This window comes from Streptomyces sp. NPDC003077 (assembly GCF_040611095.1).
Lineage (GTDB): Bacteria > Actinomycetota > Actinomycetes > Streptomycetales > Streptomycetaceae > Streptomyces.
Map to the genome: position 1 here is coordinate 1 of NZ_JBEXNM010000047.1, position 16,650 is coordinate 16,650.

Below are 16,650 nucleotides of genomic sequence, written 5' to 3' on the forward strand. Positions count from 1 at the left end.
CCGCTGGTACTGCAGAGGGGACTTTGTGGGAGAGTAGGACGCCGCCGAACAATTTTTGAAGAAAGCCCCGCCGGGCAACCGGCGGGGCTTTCTTGCGTTCAGGGATCGGCGGAGTGCCGTTTACTCCACGACCGCCTCCACGATCGACAGCGTCGACGGGGTGGGATGGACACCCGTCACCTTCAGCCCGGCCGTGGCGACCAGTTCCCGGAAGTCGGCCTCGGTGCGTTCCCGTCCGTTGAGGGACGTCATCATCAGCACGTCCAGCAGCTTGCCGGTGTGCGGTGTGTTGCCCGGCGGAATGACGGCGTCGATGACCAGGAGCCGGCTGTTCTCCGTCATTCCGGAGCGGCAGTTCTTGAGGATGCGTACGGATTCCTCGTCGCTCCAGTCGTGCAGGATGCGCTTGACCAGATAGATGTCCGCGCCGGCCGGTACGGAGGCGAAGAAGTCGCCCGGCTGGAGTTCCCACCGCCCGGCCAGCTCCGGCCGGTCGAGAACGTGACCGGGGAGAACCCCCTCCTGGTCGTACAGGATTCCGGAGAGTCCCGGATTGCGGAGCAGCACCTGACACAGGAGCCCGCCGTGACCGCCGCCGACATCGACGACCGTCCCGGCGTCGGGAAACGCGTACGCACCGGCGATGGCGTCGTTCTCGGTGCGCGAATAGCTGGCCATACCGGTGTCGAAGGCTTCGCCGGCCTCCGGGTTACGCGCCAGGTAGTCGAAGAAGGGCATGCCGTGGATCTCGTCGAAGACGGTGGCTCCGGCACGAACGGTGTCCCCCATCCGCAAGGCGGGCGTCCAGAACAGGTCGCTCTGCAGCATGAGGACACCGTCCCGCAGGGAGTCGGGGGAGTCCGTGCGCAGGAGATCGGCGGCCGGCGTGAGGTGAAAAGCGCCCTCGTCGTCCTCGCGGAACACGCCGCGGGTGGCGAGCAGGCGCAGCACGCGGCCCAGGTGGTCGGCGCTGACCTTCAGCGTCGCGGCGAGCTGCTCGGGCGTGCGCGGTCCGTCGGCCAGGTGGTCGGCCACGTCGAGACGGGCGACCGTCGCCAGCGCGGCGGACTGGAGGAAACCCAGGGACAGTTCGGTGATGCGGACCGCGGGGTCGTCCGCGGCGGGGTTGCCCGGATCGTGTCCGGAGGACGGTGACGGGGTCGTGCCCATAGGGCGGCTCCTCGGGATCGGAGGTGTCAGAGGACTCGCAGGTATCGGAGGCAAGGTCACTTTCCTGCCGTCCACGATGGACGGTCGGGCGACAGGACACCAGAGGGGGTCAAGACAGCGGCCGGGCAGGAGGGTTGGAGCGTGTGCGGGGTGGCTGGAAACGAGTCGCGTGGTTCAACTGCCGCCGGGTTTCCGGCGTCTTCTCGTGACGGTCGGTACGACCGATGACCGAGGAGAGGGAGCATCACATGACGCAGGAGACTCGACGCACCGTCCTTCGGAGCGCCGCCGCGGCCGGCGCGCTGGTGGCAGGCGGTGTGATGGCCGCCCCGATGGCCCAGGCCGCCGCCCCGCGTCCTCGTAAGCGGCCCCCGACCTTCGTCTTCGTCCACGGCGCCAACGGCTCGTCCTACGGCTGGACGCCCCTCATGCGGGACCTGACGCTGCTCGGGCACCGGGCGCTCGCCGTGGACCTCCCCGGGCACGGGCCGGGAGCGTACTTCCCGGAGGCCTACCAGACCCCGCAGGACACGGAGGCGCTGCGCACCGAGCCGTCGCCCCTGAAGGACGTCACGCTCGACGACTACGTGGAGCACGTGACCGATGTCGTCCGGCAGGCCCACCGCAACGGCCCGGTGATCCTGCTCGGCGGCAGCATGGGCGGCGCCACGATCACCCGCGTCGGCAACGTGGTGCCGGACCTCATCGATCACCTCGTCTACCTGTCGGCCTTCTGCTGCACGAAGCTGCGCAGCCTGTGGGACTACATGCAGACCGACGAGGCCGAGGGCACGCTGATGGGGACCATCCAGGGCGTGCCCACCGCGCCCGAACTCGGCGTCATGCGCACCAACTGGCGCCAGGCGTCCCCCGACTTCCTGGCGAAGACCAAGGCGGCGGTGGCCGCGGAGTACTCCGACGCCGAGTGGCGGGCGCAGCTGAACCTCTTCGAGCCCGACGAGACGGCCGCCATCGGCGTTTCCGACGCCCGTGGCGACGCCAGGACCTGGGGCCGCATCCCCCGCACCTACGTGCGATACAGCGAGGACCGCATGATCCCCCCGGCCCTCCAGGACCTGATGATCCGCCACGCGGACGAACTCACCCCGCACAACCGCTTCACCGTCCACACGGTGAAGGCCCCGCACCTGGGACCCCGGGACGCGCGGGCGCTGGTGCGGGTGCTGGATGAGGTGGCGGGGGGCTGAGGCATGTGCCTGTCCCCGCGTCGGTGAACGGCCGCTGCGATCGTGCGAGGAGCGAAGCGCCGTCGGTACGGTCCGCGGTATGAGCCTCGAACGCGTCACGATCACGATTTCCCGCGAGACGTTGAAGGCCGCCGAAGAGGCGGCCGAACGTGAGGGGCTGAGTGCGTCAGCTTGGCTCTCGCGGGCTGCCGGGCGGGCGGCGAAGGTCGCGGCAGGTGTCGCCGGTGCCGAAGCGGTGCTCGCGGAGCTGGGACCGCCCACGATGGCGGAGCGAGAGTGGGTGGGTGCCTTTATGAACGCGGTGACGCGACCGCTGTAGGGCGGCGCGCCGGGACGGGGCGGTGGGGCGGGGCGCGCTGTGGCCCTGGCACCGCGCATCCTGCCGGTGGCTCGTCCCGATCAGTTGGGTACGAGCCACCGGCCCACGGCGCACGCCAGCAAGACGACCGGTGTGGCAAGCCACCACCTGCTCCGCAGCCACCTGGTGGCCAACACCACTGCCGTCAGAACGCCTGCCACCACGGCGAGCGCCCCGCCCACAGCGGCGAGCATCCGGACCCTGGCCGCTGCCTCGGCAACGTCCCAGGGGCCGTCTGGGGTGACGGCGAAAGCGAGGAAGACCATATAGATGGGGAACAGGTTGAGGACCGTGATCAAGAGAATGCTTAGCGCCGTGCCGATGAGTTCGCCTTTGCGGTAACGACCACGACCGGCTGAAACAGAGGTAGGGGGAGGAGTCATTGGAGGGCTTCCTTCGCCTTGCCGAGATGCTTCATGAAGCCTCGGCCGTAGGCCTGGGCCTGATCAGACTCCCAGTAAGGGCCACCGTTGTAGCGTGCGGCGAGCTCCCGGTACTGCGTCGGCGTCATCTCATCGGACGGTACATCGGCGAAGGAACTCTCTGCCTTGAGTTGCGCCAAGTAGGAAGAAGTAATGAACGCGTTTTGAGCCGGGTCTTTGACGGCGTTCTTGACTTGTTCCCTTTGCAGGTCCGTCATGTTGATCGGATCGTAGCCGAGCACCTCAGCAGCCCGCCGGATCTGAATGGACAAGGGGCCCATGGAAGTTTCGTCTGCTGTGCCACCAATTCCAAGTTGGCGTACGGTGTGAGCGATATCGTCCACAACCGCGGGGTCGCCTTCCACCTCCTTCCAGGCGATACCGGCGACCATGTCCGGCGGTAAGCCGTTCTCGGTGGCTGCGGCCTTGAGAATCTCGCGGTTGGCTGTGATCCACTCTTGGCGTTTCTCATCCGAATCGGAAGGAAGCCAGTAGTTGATGCCCTTCCCGTCTGGCAAACCAGTACAAAGTTCCTGAATGCGGAGCAAGGCTGGTGAGACGACTGTTTCGGGGCCGACTCCGGGGAAAAAGTCCGTCTTCCTGCCGCTGCCAGGGAGATGCGTACGAGGATCCCGGCCGGCTTGTACCAGTTCTTCCTGCAAAGCGCTTACGCGCGCCATGAGGCTGACCGCACCTTTGAAGCTTGTACGGAACTCCGGAATCAGAGATCGGGCCGATCGGAGGTTTGTGACGCAGTCGCGCCTCGCTGCTTGCTCGGTCTCCAAGGCGCTCCCGTAGGCATCAGAAGCCAGCATGTGCCACCTGTCGGCCTCTTCGCGGACTGCGTCTACGTCGAGTGTCAGTTCGGCGAGCCAGTCCAGGAAGCCGGTTGTGCTGCGCAGATCTTCCCACTGACGCATGGGTTCCGCGCTCCTGGCCTGAGACGTAATGGGAGTGGCGACGCCAGCGATAATGTCGGCGAGTGCGGATTCGCATTCCCGGCCGTTCTTGAGGTAACGCTTCGCATTCTCGGTGGCGTCTGCGTACGCGAGGAGTGCTTTCCATGCTTTTTGGTAGCCTGCCGCCAACCCAGTGGCGAGCCCATCGACATCGCGTAGACGGGCGTCATAATGGGTCCGTGACGCGCTGGTCCAGTCGAGGTCCTCGGCTCTGCGGACGGAGGGCATCACGGAATTTAGTAGGTCATGCATTCGTTTGTATTCGCCGGCGTTGCGCTCGATCAGTGCGGGGTCGCAGTCTTGAAGGAACTTGACATCAGCGTAGTAAGTCACGCCTCGACACCCTTCGGTGCTTCATACCGGGACGATTCAAGGAACGACTTAAATTCGGCACGTGTTTTTTCGTCGACCTTGGTGTAATTCTGGCCTGTGGTTTTCAATGCCGTCGAAAGTGCGGTAAGCAGCATTACCAAATCTTGCTGTTGGTCTGCGGCGAATCGAGCGAACCCTGCGACTTCAGCGGCCACCTCTGGATGAGAGCGGGGGGCGCGTGCCAGGGTGCCGAGGTCCTTGTCCAGGCGTCCTTCCTGGAGTAAGCCTGCGATCTCCACTAATAAATGTGCGCTTCCATCGATGGACGAGGGATCTGCACTGTAGCCGTCACTCAAACTTTCCCCCCATGTTTCGTGCCCGGTGATAGCTGCATGTTACTGCCTGGTCGTGTGGGGGCAGGGAACTGTTTCTGGCCTATTGGAAGGCTTTGCGGCGGGCTTCTGTGGGGCATGAGGAAGTGCCCTTGCGTTATCGGGGGGGGGCGACCCTGCTGGATCGTTTACCTGCACCTGGGTGACTCGCTTGGTCGGCCCCTCGGCCGGTCCGCCGACCCGTCGGCAGGTGGCGACGAGCTCCGCGTGGCCCGTGACCGCGATGAGAGCAAGTGGACGCGGGTGCTGCGGCATACGGGGGATTCCGCTGTCCCTGCGCGCGGGGCCAGGTTGAAGAAGGGCGACCTTTGACCCTCTTTGCGGTGTTATGTCTTGGTGCGGCGCACCACTGTCGGTGTGCCGTTGTTCCGGACCGATCGAGGGAGGCCCGTGCGTGCGAAGGCAGGGAGCCGCGCGGTGGGGCGTGATGGCCGTCCTCGTCGGACTCGCGGTGCTTGGTGCTGGGTGTGGGGGTGGGCCCGGTGGGGCGGGTGGTGACGGGGTGATCGGGGCTTCGTGGGGGGAGCCGCAGAATCCGTTGGAGCCGGCGAATACGAACGAGGTGCAGGGCGGGAAGGTCCTGGAGATGGTGTTCCGGGGGCTGAGGCATTACGACCCGAGGACCGGGGCCGCGAAGAACGCGGTGGCGGAGCGGATCACGTCGTCGGACGGGCGGAATTTCACCGTCAGGCTGAAGGACGGGTGGCGCTTTCACGACGGGGAGAAGGTGACGGCGGGCTCGTTCGTGGACGCGTGGAATTACGGAGCGCTGTTGGACAACCGGCAGAAGAACGCGCCGTTCTTCCAGTACATCGAGGGGTACGAGAAGGTCCACCCGGAGCGGGGGACGCCGACCGCCAGGACGTTGTCGGGGCTGAAGGTCGTCAACGAGCGGGAGTTCCGGGTGCGGCTGCGGCAGAAGTTCTCCAGTTGGCCGGACACTTTGGGGTACGCGGCCTTCGTGCCGTTGCCGCGGGCGTTTTACGAGGACCATGCCGGGTGGCTGAAGAAGCCGGTCGGGAACGGGCCGTACCGGGTGGAGAAGTACGCCCGGGGATGGCAGATGCGGCTGCGGAAATGGGCGGGGTATCCGGGGCCGGACAAGGCCCGGAACGAGGGGGTCGATCTGCGGGTCTACACGGACAACAACTCCGCCTACATGGACCTTCAGGCCGACAACCTCGATGTGGTGGACGACGTGCCGGCCGCGCAGTTGAAGAATGTGAAAGGGGATCTGGGCGGGCGGTATGTCAATCAACCGGCGGGCATCCTCCAGACGTTGACCTTTCCCCTGTATGACAAGGGGTGGGGCGCGGAAGGCCGGGAGAAAGTGCGGCGCGGGGTGTCGATGGCGATCGACCGGGAGCGCATCACCCGGCAGATCTTCCGGGGGACGCGGACGCCCGCCGGCGACTGGACCTCGCCCGTCCTGGGGAAGGGCGGGGGCTACCGGGGCGATCTGTGCGGTGACGCCTGTGCGTACGATCCCGCGCGGGCCAGGCGGCTGATCGCGGAGGGCGGTGGGCTGCCGGGCGGGCGGATCAAGCTTGCGTACAACGCGGACACGGGGTCGCACAAGGACTGGATCGATGCCGTGTGCAATAGCGTCAACAAGGCGCTGGGGAAAGACAATGCGTGTGTCGGGGATCCGGTGGGGACGTTCGCGGATTACCGGAACCGGATCACGGACCGGAAGATGACGGGGCCGTTCCGGGCGGGGTGGCAGATGGACTATCCGCTGATTCAGAACTTCCTCCAGCCGATGTACTACACGGGAGCGCCGTCCAACGACGGGGAGTTCAGCGATCGGAAGTTCGATCGGCTGGTGGACGCGGCGAACCGGGAGCCGGAGAAGAAGGCGTCCGTCCGGCTCTTCCAGGAGGCGGAGACGGTGTTGCGGGACCGGATGCCGGTGATTCCGCTGTGGTACCAGAACGGGAGCGGGGGATATTCCACGCGGGTGCGCCACGTGGCCCTGAATCCGTTCAGTGTTCCCGTGTACGGCGAGATCACGGTCGGATAGGGGACGCGGGCGGAATGGGAGGCTACGTGGTCCGGCGGGTGGTGCAGATGGTGCCCGTCTTCGTCGGCAGTACCTTCCTGATTTTCTTCCTGGTCTACGCGCTGGGGGACCCGGTGGCCGCGATGTTCGGGGACCGGGCTCCCGATCCGGCGACCGCCGAGCGCATTCGCCGGGAACTCCTCCTCGACGAGCCGCTGTGGCGCCAGTACGCGCATTACATGGCGCAGATCTTCAGCGGGCGATTCGGTACGGCGTTCACGGGGGAGCCGGTGCTCGACCTCATGGCGTCGGCGTTTCCCGTCACCCTGCGGCTGACCCTGGTGGCCGTGGTGATCGAACTGGTCGCGGGCGTCGTCCTGGGCGTGCTTGCCGGGCTGCGGCGCGGGCGCGGGGTGGACACGGTGGTGCTGGTCGGCACGCTCGTGGTGGTCGCCGTGCCGACCTTCGTCAGCGGGTCGGTGCTGCAGTACCTGTTCGGGGTGCGGTGGGGGTGGGTGAAGCCGACGGCCTCGGCGGCGGCGCCGCTGGACGAGCTCCTGCTGCCCGGGCTGGTCCTGGCGCTGACCTCGCTCGCGGTCGTGACGCGGCTGACCCGTACCTCGATCGCCGAGAACGCGCGCGCGGACTACGTGCGGACCGCCGTGGCGAAGGGCCTGCCCAGGCGGCGGATCATCGTCCGGCACCTGCTGCGCAATTCCCTGATCCCCGTGGTCACCTTCATCGGGACGGACATCGGCGCCCTGATGGGCGGCGCCATCGTCACCGAGCGGATCTTCAACGTGCACGGCGTCGGCTACCAGATCTACCAGGGCGTGCTGCGGCAGAACTCGCCGACGGTGGTGGGGTTCGTGACGGTGCTGGTGCTCGTCTTCCTGGTGGCGAACCTCGTGGTGGACCTGTTGTACGCGGTGCTGGACCCGAGGATTCGCCGTGCCTGAGCGGGCCGGGGGAGAGGGGCGGCCGGGGGACGACGGATCTCTGTCGCACGCTGCTGTCGGTCCTGGGGCGCCGTCAGGGGACCCGCCGCCCGTGGAGGCCGGGGTTTCCGGTCCGCCGCCGCGCAGTCTGTGGCGCGATGCGTGGTACGACCTGCGGCGCAATCCGCTCTTCGTCGGCTCCGCGTTGGTTATTTTCTTTCTGGTCCTGATCGCGGTCTGGCCGGGGTTGATCGCGCATGGCAATCCGTACGCGGCCAACCTGGTCGACACGCAGGAAGGTGCGCGGGCCGGGCACCCCTTCGGTTTCGACGTCCAGGGGCGGGACGTATACACGCGGGTGGTGTACGGGGCCCGCGCCTCCGTCACCGTCGGCGTCTGCGCGGCGGTCGGGACCGCCGTGCTGGGGAGCGTGCTGGGCGGGGTGGCCGGGTTCCTCGGCGGGTGGTGGGACGCGCTGCTCTCCCGGCTCGGGGACGTCTTCTTCGGCATCCCCGTACTGCTGGGCGGGCTGGTCTTCCTGTCCGTGGTGACCGGTTCGACGGTGTGGCCGGTGATCGGGTTCATCGTGCTGCTGGACTGGCCGCAGATCGCCCGAATCGCGCGGGGCGCGGTGGTGGGCGCCAAGGAGCAGGACTACATCCGGGCGGCGCGGGCGCTGGGCGCGGGCAACGTCCGGCTGCTGCTGCGGCACATCGCGCCGAACGCCGTGGCGCCGGTGATCGTCGTGGCGACCCTCGCGCTCGGCCGGTACATCGCCCTGGAGGCGACGCTGTCCTTCCTCGGGGTGGGGCTGAAGCCGCCGACGATCTCCTGGGGCATCGACATCTCCACGGCGTCCACCTACCTGCGCAACGCCCCGCACGTCCTGCTGTGGCCCGCTGGGGCGCTGAGCCTGACGGTGCTGGCGTTCATCGTGCTCGGGGACGCGGTGCGGGATGCTCTCGATCCGACATTGCGGTGAGGGGGCGGTGCATATTGCTCTGTTGCTGCCCTGCCCTTATTGCTCTCCCCCTGTTGCTCCCTTGATTGCTCTCAGCGCACGGGCTGATTGCTCCGATTGCTCGCCGATGCTTCGGCTGATTGCTCACCAATGAGTCGGCTGATTGCTCGTCAATGCGCCGGCTGATTGCTTGAGCGGATTGCTCGCGTTGATTGCTCGCCGCCCACGAACCCGACCGAGGAGAACCGAGGAAAGGAGCGCCATGACCGCCACGCCCCCGCCCGCCGCCGGGGAAGCGCCGCTGCTCGACGTCCGGGACCTGTCGGTGGAGTTTCGTACGCGCGACGGGGTGGCGCACGCGGTCAATGGCGTCGGCTACCGCGTGGCGGCGGGCGAGACGCTGGCCGTGCTGGGGGAGTCCGGCTCGGGGAAGTCGGTCGCGGCGCAGGCGGTGATGGGCATCCTGGACTGTCCGCCGGCCCGCGTCACCGGTGGGCGCGTCATCTTCAAGGGCCGCGACCTGCTCACCGCCACCCGAGAGGAGCGGCGCCGGGTGCGCGGCGCCCACCTCGCGATGATCTTCCAGGACGCGCTGTCCGCGCTGAACCCGGTGGTCAGCGTGGGCGCGCAGCTCGCCGAGATGTACCAGGTGCACGCGGGCCTGTCCCGCAAACGGGCGCGTGGGCGGGCGGCCGAGCTGATGGAGCGGGTGCGCATCCCGGCGGCCGGGGAGCGGCTGGGGGACTACCCGCACCAGTTCAGCGGCGGCATGCGGCAGCGCGTCATGATCGCGATGGCGCTCGCGCTGGAACCCGAGCTGATCATCGCGGACGAGCCCACCACCGCGCTCGACGTCACCGTGCAGGCCCAGGTGATGGACCTGCTCGCTGAGTTGCAGAGCGCGTACGGAATGGGACTGATCCTGATCACGCACGATCTCGGCGTGGTCGCGGACGTGGCCGACCGGATCGCGGTCATGTACGCGGGCCGGATCGTCGAGCACGCCCCCGTCCGCGAGCTGTACAAGAACCCGGCTCACCCCTACACGCGCGGCTTGCTGGACTCCGTCCCCCGCCTGGACCGCAAGGGCCGCGGCCTGTCCGCCATCAAGGGCACGCCGCCCGACCTCACGGCGATCCCGCCCGGCTGCGCCTTCCACCCGCGCTGCCCCCTGGCCCGCGCGGTCTGCCGTACGGACCGGCCGCCGCTGTACGACGTGGCGCCCGGCCGGACGAGCGCCTGCCACTTCTGGAGGGAGACGATGGATGGCGCACGCTGAACGGCCGGATCGCGGGGAGGGGGACCGGCCGGATCATCAAGCAGCCGGGTCCGCCCCGGAGCCGGCCCCCGAATCCGGTCGGGCGGCCTCCGGTCGGGTGGCCTCCGGTCGGGCTGCCTCCGATCCGGTGGCCTCCGGTCGGGCTGCCTCCGCGCCTCGCCGCCGATGGCTTCCCCGACGCGCCGACCACTGGGGCCGTAAGGAAGCCCGTGCCGAAGGCGGCGCGGCCGACCGCCTGTTGGCGAAGGCGCGGGCCGAGAACGCGTACGCCGAGACCGGGAACGGTGACGAACCCGTCCTCCAAGTACGGCACTTGATCAAGCACTACCCGGTGACGGAAGGCTTCCGCAGGGGCGCGGCGGTCAAGGCGGTAGACGGTGTCTCCTTCGATCTCGCCCGGGGAGGCACGCTCGGCGTCGTCGGCGAGTCGGGCTGCGGCAAGTCGACGCTGGCCCGGCTGCTCGTGGGGCTGGAGCGGCCGACCAGCGGTGCGATCCTCTACCGCGGCGAGGACGTCACCCGGCTGACGGGCCGCGCCCTGAAGGCCGTCCGCCGCAACATTCAGATGGTCTTCCAGGACCCGTACACCTCCCTCAACCCCCGGATGACGGTCGGCGACATCATCGGCGAGCCGTACGCGATCCACCCCGAGGTGGCGCCCAAGGGCGACCGGCGCCGACGGGTGCGGGAGCTGCTGGACGTGGTCGGGCTCGATCCGGCGTACGCGAACCGGTACCCGCACCAGTTCAGCGGCGGGCAGCGGCAGCGCGTCGGCATCGCCCGGAGCCTGGCGCTGCGGCCGGAGATCGTCATCGCGGACGAGCCGGTCTCGGCGCTCGACGTGTCCGTGCAGGCGCAGGTCGTCAACCTGCTGGAACGGCTGCGGGACGCGTTCGACCTCTCGTATCTCTTCATCGCGCACGACCTGTCGGTGGTCCGGCACGTTTCGGATCGGGTGGCGGTGATGTACCTCGGGCGCGTCGTGGAGATCGGCACGGACGAGGAGATCTACGAGCATCCGACGCACCCCTATACGCAGGCGCTGCTGTCCGCCGTTCCCGTCCCGGATCCGGAGGCGCCCGGCCGACGCGGGCGCCTCGTCCTGCACGGGGATGTGCCCTCGCCCGCGCACCCGCCGTCCGGGTGCCGCTTCCGTACGCGGTGCTGGAAGGCGCGCGAACGGTGCGCGGAGGAGACGCCGGCGCTCGCGGTGCCGGCCGCGTTCCGGGAGGTGGGCGGCCCGGCCGCCCATGCGTCGGCGTGTCATTACGCGGCGGAGTGGGGGGAGCGGGCGGGGCGGGGGGATCGGGCGGATGGCGGGTGATTTTTGGGTGCCGGTGAACGCCGGGGGCGTTGTCCTCAATCGCCGGACGGGCTTGATATTGCGGGGCCGCCGCCCACCAGCTGGGCCGGACGGGCTGGATTTTGCGGGGCCGCCGCCCACCAGTCGGCCCGGGCGGGCTGGGGTTTGGCGGGCCTTCGCTTGTCGGCCGGGCTGGGTGGGGTGGGTTTGCGAGCGGGCCGGTGAACGCCGGGGGCGTTGTCCTCAATCGCCGGACGGGCTTGATATTGCGGGGCCGCCGCCCACCAGCTGGGCCAGACGGGCTGGATTTTGCGGGGGCCGCCGCCCATCAGTCGGCCCGGACGGGCTTGGTATTGCGGGGCCATGCCCCGGATTTCGGTGTGCCGGACGCGCCCGAAAGCGGGCCTGGGCGCCGGGGGCCTATCGCACTCCCTCCACCGATCGCCGGTACGTCGTCCGCCGGTCCTCGATCGCGCCCCAGCGGTCGCCGTAGACGTTCTCCAGGATGGCGGGCTCGCGCAGGAAGTCGTGCGGGAAGCCCAGTGGGATCGCGCTCACCTCGTCCAGTCGCCGTACGGCGTCGGGGTCGAGGCGGACGTCGATGGCGGCGAGGTTGTCGGCGAGCTGGGATTCCTTGGTGGCGCCGACGATGGGGACGAGGTTGCCGGGGCGGGTGCGCAGCCAGGCCAGGGCGACCTGGGCCGGGGTCCAGCCGCCCTGCTCGGCGATCTCCAGCACCGCCGTGATGATCTCGTCCTCTCCGGGCGCGGCCCCGGCCTCCCCGGTGACGTCCAGCCGACCGGACTCGCCGCGCCGGTACTTGCCGGTGAGCTTGCCGGCCGCGAGCGGGGACCACACCATGACGGTCTGGTCGAAGGCGCGGGCCTGGGGGAGCAGTTCGCGTTCGGGGGTGCGCTCCAGGAGGTTGTACAAAAGTTGCGACCCGGCGAAGGAGGTCCAGCCGCGCAGCTCCGCGAGCGTGCCGGCCTGCGCGATCTCCCAGGCCGCCCAGTCGGAGACGCCGAGGTAGAGCACCTTGCCGCCGCGCACCAGGTCGTCCAGGGCGCGCATGACCTCCTCGACGGGGGTGAAGTGGTCGCGGGCGTGCACCCACAGGACGTCGAGGCGGTCGGTGCGCAGGCGGCGGAGGCTGTCCTCCACGGAGCGGACGAGGTTCTTGCGGTGGTTCCCGGCGGCGTTCACGTCGCCCTTGTGTGTGGCGCAGGTGTACTTGCTCGCCAGGACGAAGGCGTCCCGGCGCCCGGCCAGCAGCTCGCCGACGATCGACTCCGCGTTGCCGCCCGCGTAGTTGTTGGCGGTGTCGACGAAGTTGCCGCCGGCGTCCGCGTAGGCGTCCAGGATGCGCCCGCTCGTCTCCTTGTCCGAGCCCGAGCCGGAGGTGTCGCCCATGGTCATGGTGCCGAGGGCGAGCTCGCTCACCCGGAGGCCGGTTTTGCCGAACAGTGTGTACCGCACGGGGGTTCCTTTCGGTCGTCGTGCGGTGAACGGTACGAGTTGGAGTGGGCTTCAGGGGAAGGGTGGGGCGGAGTGGGGTGGGATTCCAGTCGGTTGGGCCCGTGTGGTGGGCGGGTGGTGGGTGATTTGTGGGTGCCGGTGAACGCCGGGGGCGTTGTCCTCAATCGCCGGACGGGCTTGATATTGCGGGGCCGCCGCCCATCAGCTGACCCGGGCGGGATGGGTTTTGCGGGGCCGCCGACCATCAGCTGACCCGGACGGGCTGGAGTTTGCCGGTCCGCCGACCATCAGCTGACCCGGACGGGCTTGATTGGGCGAGCCCGTCACTTTCCAGCCCGTCCGGCGTTTGAGGACACCCCGATGAGCGCGGGTACGGGCTCTTGGGCGGGCGGTGGGTGATTCTTTGGTGCCGGTGAACGCCGGGGGCGTTGTCCTCAATCGCCGGACGGGCTTGATATCGCGGGGCCGCCGCCCATCAGCTGACCCGGGCGGGCTTGATATTGCGGGGCCGCCCACCGGTCGACCCGGACGGGCTGGGTTTTGCCGGTCCGCCGCCCATCAGTCGCCGGACGGGCCGGATGTCGGTGGCCGCCGCCCATCAGTCGCCCGGCGGGCTGGTCTTTGCCGGCCCCGGCGCATCGGCCGTCGCCTCCTCGATCGCGGCCAGTGCGGGGTCCAGGACGATGTCCTCGTCCCGGGCCGTGATCGTCGGTTCTTCGGGGAAGTGGCAGGCCGTGAGGTGGCCGGACAGGTTTCCCTGGATTTGGACGAGGGGGGGTTCCTCGGTGGCGCACTTGTCCTGGGCCTTCCAGCAGCGGGTGCGGAAGCGGCAGCCGGAGGGTGGGTTGATGGGGGAGGGGACGTCGCCGGCGAGGCGGATGCGTTCGCGGGCGTCTTCCTCGTCGGTGGTGAGGTTGGCCTCGGGGACGGCGGAGAGCAGGGCGTGGGTGTAGGGGTGGCGGGGGCGGTTGTAGATGGAGTCGCGGTCGCCGACCTCGACGATCTTGCCGAGGTACATCACGGCGACCCGCTGGCTGAAGTGCCGGACCACCGCCAGGTCGTGGGCGATGAACAGGAACGCGATGCCCAGTTCGCGCTGGAGTTCCTGGAGGAGGTTGATGACCTGCGCCTGGATGGAGACGTCGAGGGCGGAGACCGGCTCGTCGGCGACGATCAGTTTCGGTTCCAGGGCGAGGGCGCGGGCCACGCCGATGCGCTGCCGCTGGCCGCCGGAGAACTCGTGCGGGAAGCGGTTGTAGTGCTCGGGGTTGAGGCCGACGGTCTCCAGCAGTTCGCGGACCCGCTTCTCGTGGCCGCCCTCGGGGTTGATCCCGTTGATCTCCATCGGGCCGCGGATGATGCTGCCCACCGTCTGGCGGGGGTTCAGCGAGGAGTACGGATCCTGGAAGATCATCTGGATGTCGGAGCGGACCGGCGCCAGTTCCTTGCGGGTGGCGCGGGTGATGTCCCGGCCCTGGAAGGAGATGGTGCCGGCGGTGGGCTCCAGCAGGCGGGTGAGCAGCCGGCCGGTGGTGGACTTGCCGCAGCCGGACTCGCCGACCAGGCCGAACGTCTCCGCCTCGTGGACGGTCAGGTCGATGCCGTCCACCGCCTGCACGGCCCCGATCGTCCGTTTGAACGGGAAGCCCGCTTTGATCGGGAAGTGCTTGGTCAGCTTCTCGGCGATCAGGAGCGGTTCGCCCGGGGTGCGGGCGGCGGGGCGCGGCGCGGGGACGATGACGTCTTCGGGTGCATTCATGGTGTGGCGTCGCTCCCTAGCCCAGGCGGGGCTTGATCTGCTCGGTGAAGAACGTGTGCTTCTGCTCGGGGGTCAGGTGGCAGGCGGCGCCGCGACCCGGCGGCAACTGGGGCCGCTCGTCGCGGCAGCGGGTCCCGCCGACCTCGTCGGTGAAGCCGCAGCGGGGGTGGAACGGGCAGCCGGACGGCGGGTCGAGCAGGCTCGGCGGGGTGCCGGGGATGGGCAGCAGCGGCTCGTCCACGCTGGCGGACAGCCGCGGCATCGAGCCCAGCAGGCCCCACGTGTAGGGGTGCTGGGGCTCGGTGAGGATCTCCTTGACGGTGCCGCGTTCGACGGCTCGTCCGGCGTACATCACCAGGAGTTCGTCGGCCATGTTCGCCACCACGCCCAGGTCGTGGGTGATCAGGATGATGGCGGAGCCGAATTCCTGCTGGAGGTCCTTGAGCAGGTCCAGGATCTGGGCCTGCACGGTGACGTCGAGGGCGGTGGTGGGCTCGTCCGCGATCAGCAGCGCGGGGTTGCAGACCAGCGACATGGCGATCATGGCCCGCTGCCGCATGCCGCCGGAGAACTGGTGCGGGTAGTCGTCCACCCGCAGCGCGGGCTGCGGGATGCCGACCTTGCCCAGCATCTCGATGGCCCGCTGCCGGCCTTCCCGCCGGCTCGCGCCGGTGTGCTTGACGAACGGTTCCGCGATCTGGCGGCCGACCGTGTAGTACGGGGACAGCGCGGTCAGCGGGTCCTGGAAGATCATCGCCATTTTGTTGCCGCGCAGCTTCTCCAGCGTCCTTTCCCTGGCGCCGGTCAGTTCCTGGCCGTCCAGGACGATTTCGCCGGAGATATCGGTGGAGGCGGGATTGTGCAGCCCCAGAATGGCGAGGTTGGTCACCGATTTCCCGGAGCCGGATTCGCCGACGATGCCGAGCGTCTTTCCGCGTTCGAGGTCGAAGGAGAGGTTGTCCACCGCTTTGACGATGCCGTCCTCGGTGGAGAACCGCACGTACAGGTCGCGTACGGACAGGAAGGGCTGCGTTTGGGCCGGGTCCGGGGCGCCGTCCGGCTTGGTGAGGGTGGTCACGGGAATGTCTCTCCTAGGACAGGCGCACACGCGGGTCGATGAACGCGTAGCAGGCGTCCACGATGATGTTGAAAAGGACGATGAACGTCGCCGCGAACAGCATCACGCCCATCACCATCGGAAGGTCGGTGTTGACCACCGAATTCACCGCGAGTGTCCCCAGGCCGGGCAGGGCGAAGGTCTTCTCGGTGATCATCGCGCCGCCGAAGAGGCTGCCCAGGTCGATGCCGAAGATCGTGATGATCGGAATGAGCGAACCGCGCCAGGCGTAACGGAAGAAGACCGTCCGGGAGGACATGCCTTTCGCGCGGGCGGTGCGGACGTGTTCCTCCTGGAGTTGCTCGATCATCGAGGACCGCGACATACGGGTGTACTGCGCGGTGAAAATGATCGACAGTACGCACCAGGGAATGATCAGCCCCAGGAACCAGCCCCCCGGATCCTCGGTGATCGGCACGTATTTCGGCTGGCCGAACCACCCCAGGTTGTAGACGAGCAGGGCCAGCACGATCGGGCCGACGAAGTAGATCTGCATCGAGCTGAGGACCAGCGACGCGGAGCTGAAGACCTTGTCGATGGCCTTGCCCTGCTTGCGGGCGGCGAGCATGCCGGTGCCGAGCCCGACGAACAGGAAGACCGCGGCGCCGCCGACGGCCAGGGAGATGGTGGTCGGGAAGCGGTCGACGATGGTGTCCCAGACGGGGTCGCCGGTGGCGAAGGAGTAGCCGAAGCAGGGCGCCGGGCACGGGCCCTGCGCGAAGTCGCGTCCGGTGACGATCCCGGACATGAACTCCCAGTACTGGACGGGGATCGGCTTGTCCAGGCCCAGGTTCTTGTGGATGATCGCCAGCGCGTCCGGCGTGCAGTTCTTTCCGCAGGACAGCAGCGCGGGGTCCCGGGGGGCGGCGAAGAAGAGGAAGAACGTGACCGCGCTGATGACCAGCAGGATCACGAGGGCGCCGAGGAACCGGCGGATGAGGAATCGAAGCATGGCGGATCGCGGCTCTCGTGGGGCGGCGGACGTGGTGGTCGG

The 16,650-nt window shown here is 68.6% G+C and carries 15 protein-coding genes; 7 read left to right on the forward strand and 8 right to left on the reverse strand.

Annotated features, from left to right (window positions below; genetic code table 11):
• Window positions 1-120: 120 nt before the first annotated feature.
• A complete protein-coding gene (locus ABZX96_RS26330) occupies window positions 121-1,170 on the reverse strand; it encodes a methyltransferase (protein ID WP_355549137.1) in 1,050 nt (349 codons plus the stop codon).
• Window positions 1,171-1,418: 248 nt separating this feature from the next.
• On the opposite strand from ABZX96_RS26330, the gene ABZX96_RS26335 reads away from it, so the two are divergent.
• The gene (locus ABZX96_RS26335; protein ID WP_355549139.1) at window positions 1,419-2,378 is read left to right on the forward strand and encodes an alpha/beta fold hydrolase; all 960 of its coding nucleotides are present in this window, start codon (window positions 1,419-1,421) and stop codon (window positions 2,376-2,378) included.
• A 79-nt stretch (window positions 2,379-2,457) separates the two neighbouring features.
• On the forward strand, window positions 2,458-2,697 hold the full coding sequence (locus ABZX96_RS26340; protein WP_355549141.1) for a hypothetical protein: 240 nt from the start codon (window positions 2,458-2,460) through the stop codon (window positions 2,695-2,697).
• 80 nt (window positions 2,698-2,777) lie between these two features.
• Here the strand turns inward: ABZX96_RS26340 and ABZX96_RS26345 are convergent, their stop codons facing one another.
• The 3 genes from ABZX96_RS26345 to ABZX96_RS26355 are packed head-to-tail and all read right to left on the reverse strand — an operon-like array spanning window position 2,778 to window position 4,785.
• A complete protein-coding gene (locus tag ABZX96_RS26345; RefSeq protein ID WP_355549142.1) occupies window positions 2,778-3,119 on the reverse strand; it encodes a hypothetical protein in 342 nt (113 codons plus the stop codon).
• On the reverse strand, window positions 3,116-4,450 hold the full coding sequence (locus ABZX96_RS26350) for a hypothetical protein (RefSeq protein ID WP_355549144.1): 1,335 nt from the start codon (window positions 4,448-4,450) through the stop codon (window positions 3,116-3,118). Before ABZX96_RS26350 ends, ABZX96_RS26345 begins: the two co-directional genes overlap by 4 nt.
• Complete coding sequence (locus ABZX96_RS26355) at window positions 4,447-4,785, reverse strand: hypothetical protein (protein ID WP_355549146.1); 339 nt, start codon at window positions 4,783-4,785, stop codon at window positions 4,447-4,449. Before ABZX96_RS26355 ends, ABZX96_RS26350 begins: the two co-directional genes overlap by 4 nt.
• A gap of 463 nt (window positions 4,786-5,248) precedes the next feature.
• On the opposite strand from ABZX96_RS26355, the gene ABZX96_RS26360 reads away from it, so the two are divergent.
• The 5 genes from ABZX96_RS26360 (at window position 5,249) to ABZX96_RS26380 (ending at window position 11,325) form a co-directional block, all read left to right on the forward strand.
• Entirely contained in the window at window positions 5,249-6,844 is a 1,596-nt protein-coding gene (locus ABZX96_RS26360; RefSeq protein ID WP_355549247.1) for an ABC transporter substrate-binding protein, read from the forward strand.
• A 14-nt stretch (window positions 6,845-6,858) separates the two neighbouring features.
• Window positions 6,859-7,782 carry an ABC transporter permease gene (locus ABZX96_RS26365; protein WP_355549147.1) on the forward strand — a complete coding sequence of 308 codons (924 nt, stop codon included), beginning with the start codon at window positions 6,859-6,861 and terminating at the stop codon, window positions 7,780-7,782.
• 91 nt (window positions 7,783-7,873) lie between these two features.
• Window positions 7,874-8,743: an ABC transporter permease gene (locus tag ABZX96_RS26370; RefSeq protein WP_355549149.1), complete on the forward strand. Its 870-nt coding sequence runs from the start codon at window positions 7,874-7,876 to the stop codon at window positions 8,741-8,743.
• Between the two features lie 241 nt (window positions 8,744-8,984).
• On the forward strand, window positions 8,985-10,001 hold the full coding sequence (locus tag ABZX96_RS26375) for an ABC transporter ATP-binding protein (protein WP_355549151.1): 1,017 nt from the start codon (window positions 8,985-8,987) through the stop codon (window positions 9,999-10,001).
• Window positions 10,002-10,239: 238 nt separating this feature from the next.
• Window positions 10,240-11,325: a dipeptide ABC transporter ATP-binding protein gene (locus ABZX96_RS26380; RefSeq protein WP_355549153.1), complete on the forward strand. Its 1,086-nt coding sequence runs from the start codon at window positions 10,240-10,242 to the stop codon at window positions 11,323-11,325.
• Between the two features lie 399 nt (window positions 11,326-11,724).
• On the opposite strand, the gene ABZX96_RS26385 is transcribed toward ABZX96_RS26380, so the two are convergent.
• The 4 genes from ABZX96_RS26385 to ABZX96_RS26400 form a co-directional block, all read right to left on the reverse strand.
• Window positions 11,725-12,780, reverse strand: a complete 1,056-nt coding sequence (locus tag ABZX96_RS26385) for an aldo/keto reductase (protein ID WP_355549155.1) — start codon at window positions 12,778-12,780, stop codon at window positions 11,725-11,727.
• A gap of 598 nt (window positions 12,781-13,378) precedes the next feature.
• On the reverse strand, window positions 13,379-14,539 hold the full coding sequence (locus ABZX96_RS26390) for a dipeptide ABC transporter ATP-binding protein (RefSeq protein ID WP_355549156.1): 1,161 nt from the start codon (window positions 14,537-14,539) through the stop codon (window positions 13,379-13,381).
• 16 nt (window positions 14,540-14,555) lie between these two features.
• Complete coding sequence (locus tag ABZX96_RS26395) at window positions 14,556-15,617, reverse strand: ABC transporter ATP-binding protein (protein WP_355549157.1); 1,062 nt, start codon at window positions 15,615-15,617, stop codon at window positions 14,556-14,558.
• Between the two features lie 13 nt (window positions 15,618-15,630).
• Window positions 15,631-16,608 carry an ABC transporter permease gene (locus tag ABZX96_RS26400; RefSeq protein ID WP_355549159.1) on the reverse strand — a complete coding sequence of 326 codons (978 nt, stop codon included), beginning with the start codon at window positions 16,606-16,608 and terminating at the stop codon, window positions 15,631-15,633.
• Between the last annotated feature and the right edge of the window lie 42 nt (window positions 16,609-16,650).

Bases quoted from the DNA above. Each gene is read 5' to 3' on its own strand.
- ABZX96_RS26330 (WP_355549137.1), bottom strand. From the start codon at position 1,170: ATGGGCACGACCCCGTCACCGTCCTCCGGACACGATCCGGGCAACCCC.
- ABZX96_RS26335 (WP_355549139.1), top strand. From the start codon at position 1,419: ATGACGCAGGAGACTCGACGCACCGTCCTTCGGAGCGCCGCCGCGGCC.
- ABZX96_RS26340 (WP_355549141.1), top strand. From the start codon at position 2,458: ATGAGCCTCGAACGCGTCACGATCACGATTTCCCGCGAGACGTTGAAG.
- ABZX96_RS26345 (WP_355549142.1), bottom strand. From the start codon at position 3,119: ATGACTCCTCCCCCTACCTCTGTTTCAGCCGGTCGTGGTCGTTACCGC.
- ABZX96_RS26360 (WP_355549247.1), top strand. From the start codon at position 5,249: ATGGCCGTCCTCGTCGGACTCGCGGTGCTTGGTGCTGGGTGTGGGGGT.
- ABZX96_RS26365 (WP_355549147.1), top strand. From the start codon at position 6,859: ATGGGAGGCTACGTGGTCCGGCGGGTGGTGCAGATGGTGCCCGTCTTC.
- ABZX96_RS26375 (WP_355549151.1), top strand. From the start codon at position 8,985: ATGACCGCCACGCCCCCGCCCGCCGCCGGGGAAGCGCCGCTGCTCGAC.
- ABZX96_RS26390 (WP_355549156.1), bottom strand. From the start codon at position 14,539: ATGAATGCACCCGAAGACGTCATCGTCCCCGCGCCGCGCCCCGCCGCC.
- ABZX96_RS26400 (WP_355549159.1), bottom strand. From the start codon at position 16,608: ATGCTTCGATTCCTCATCCGCCGGTTCCTCGGCGCCCTCGTGATCCTG.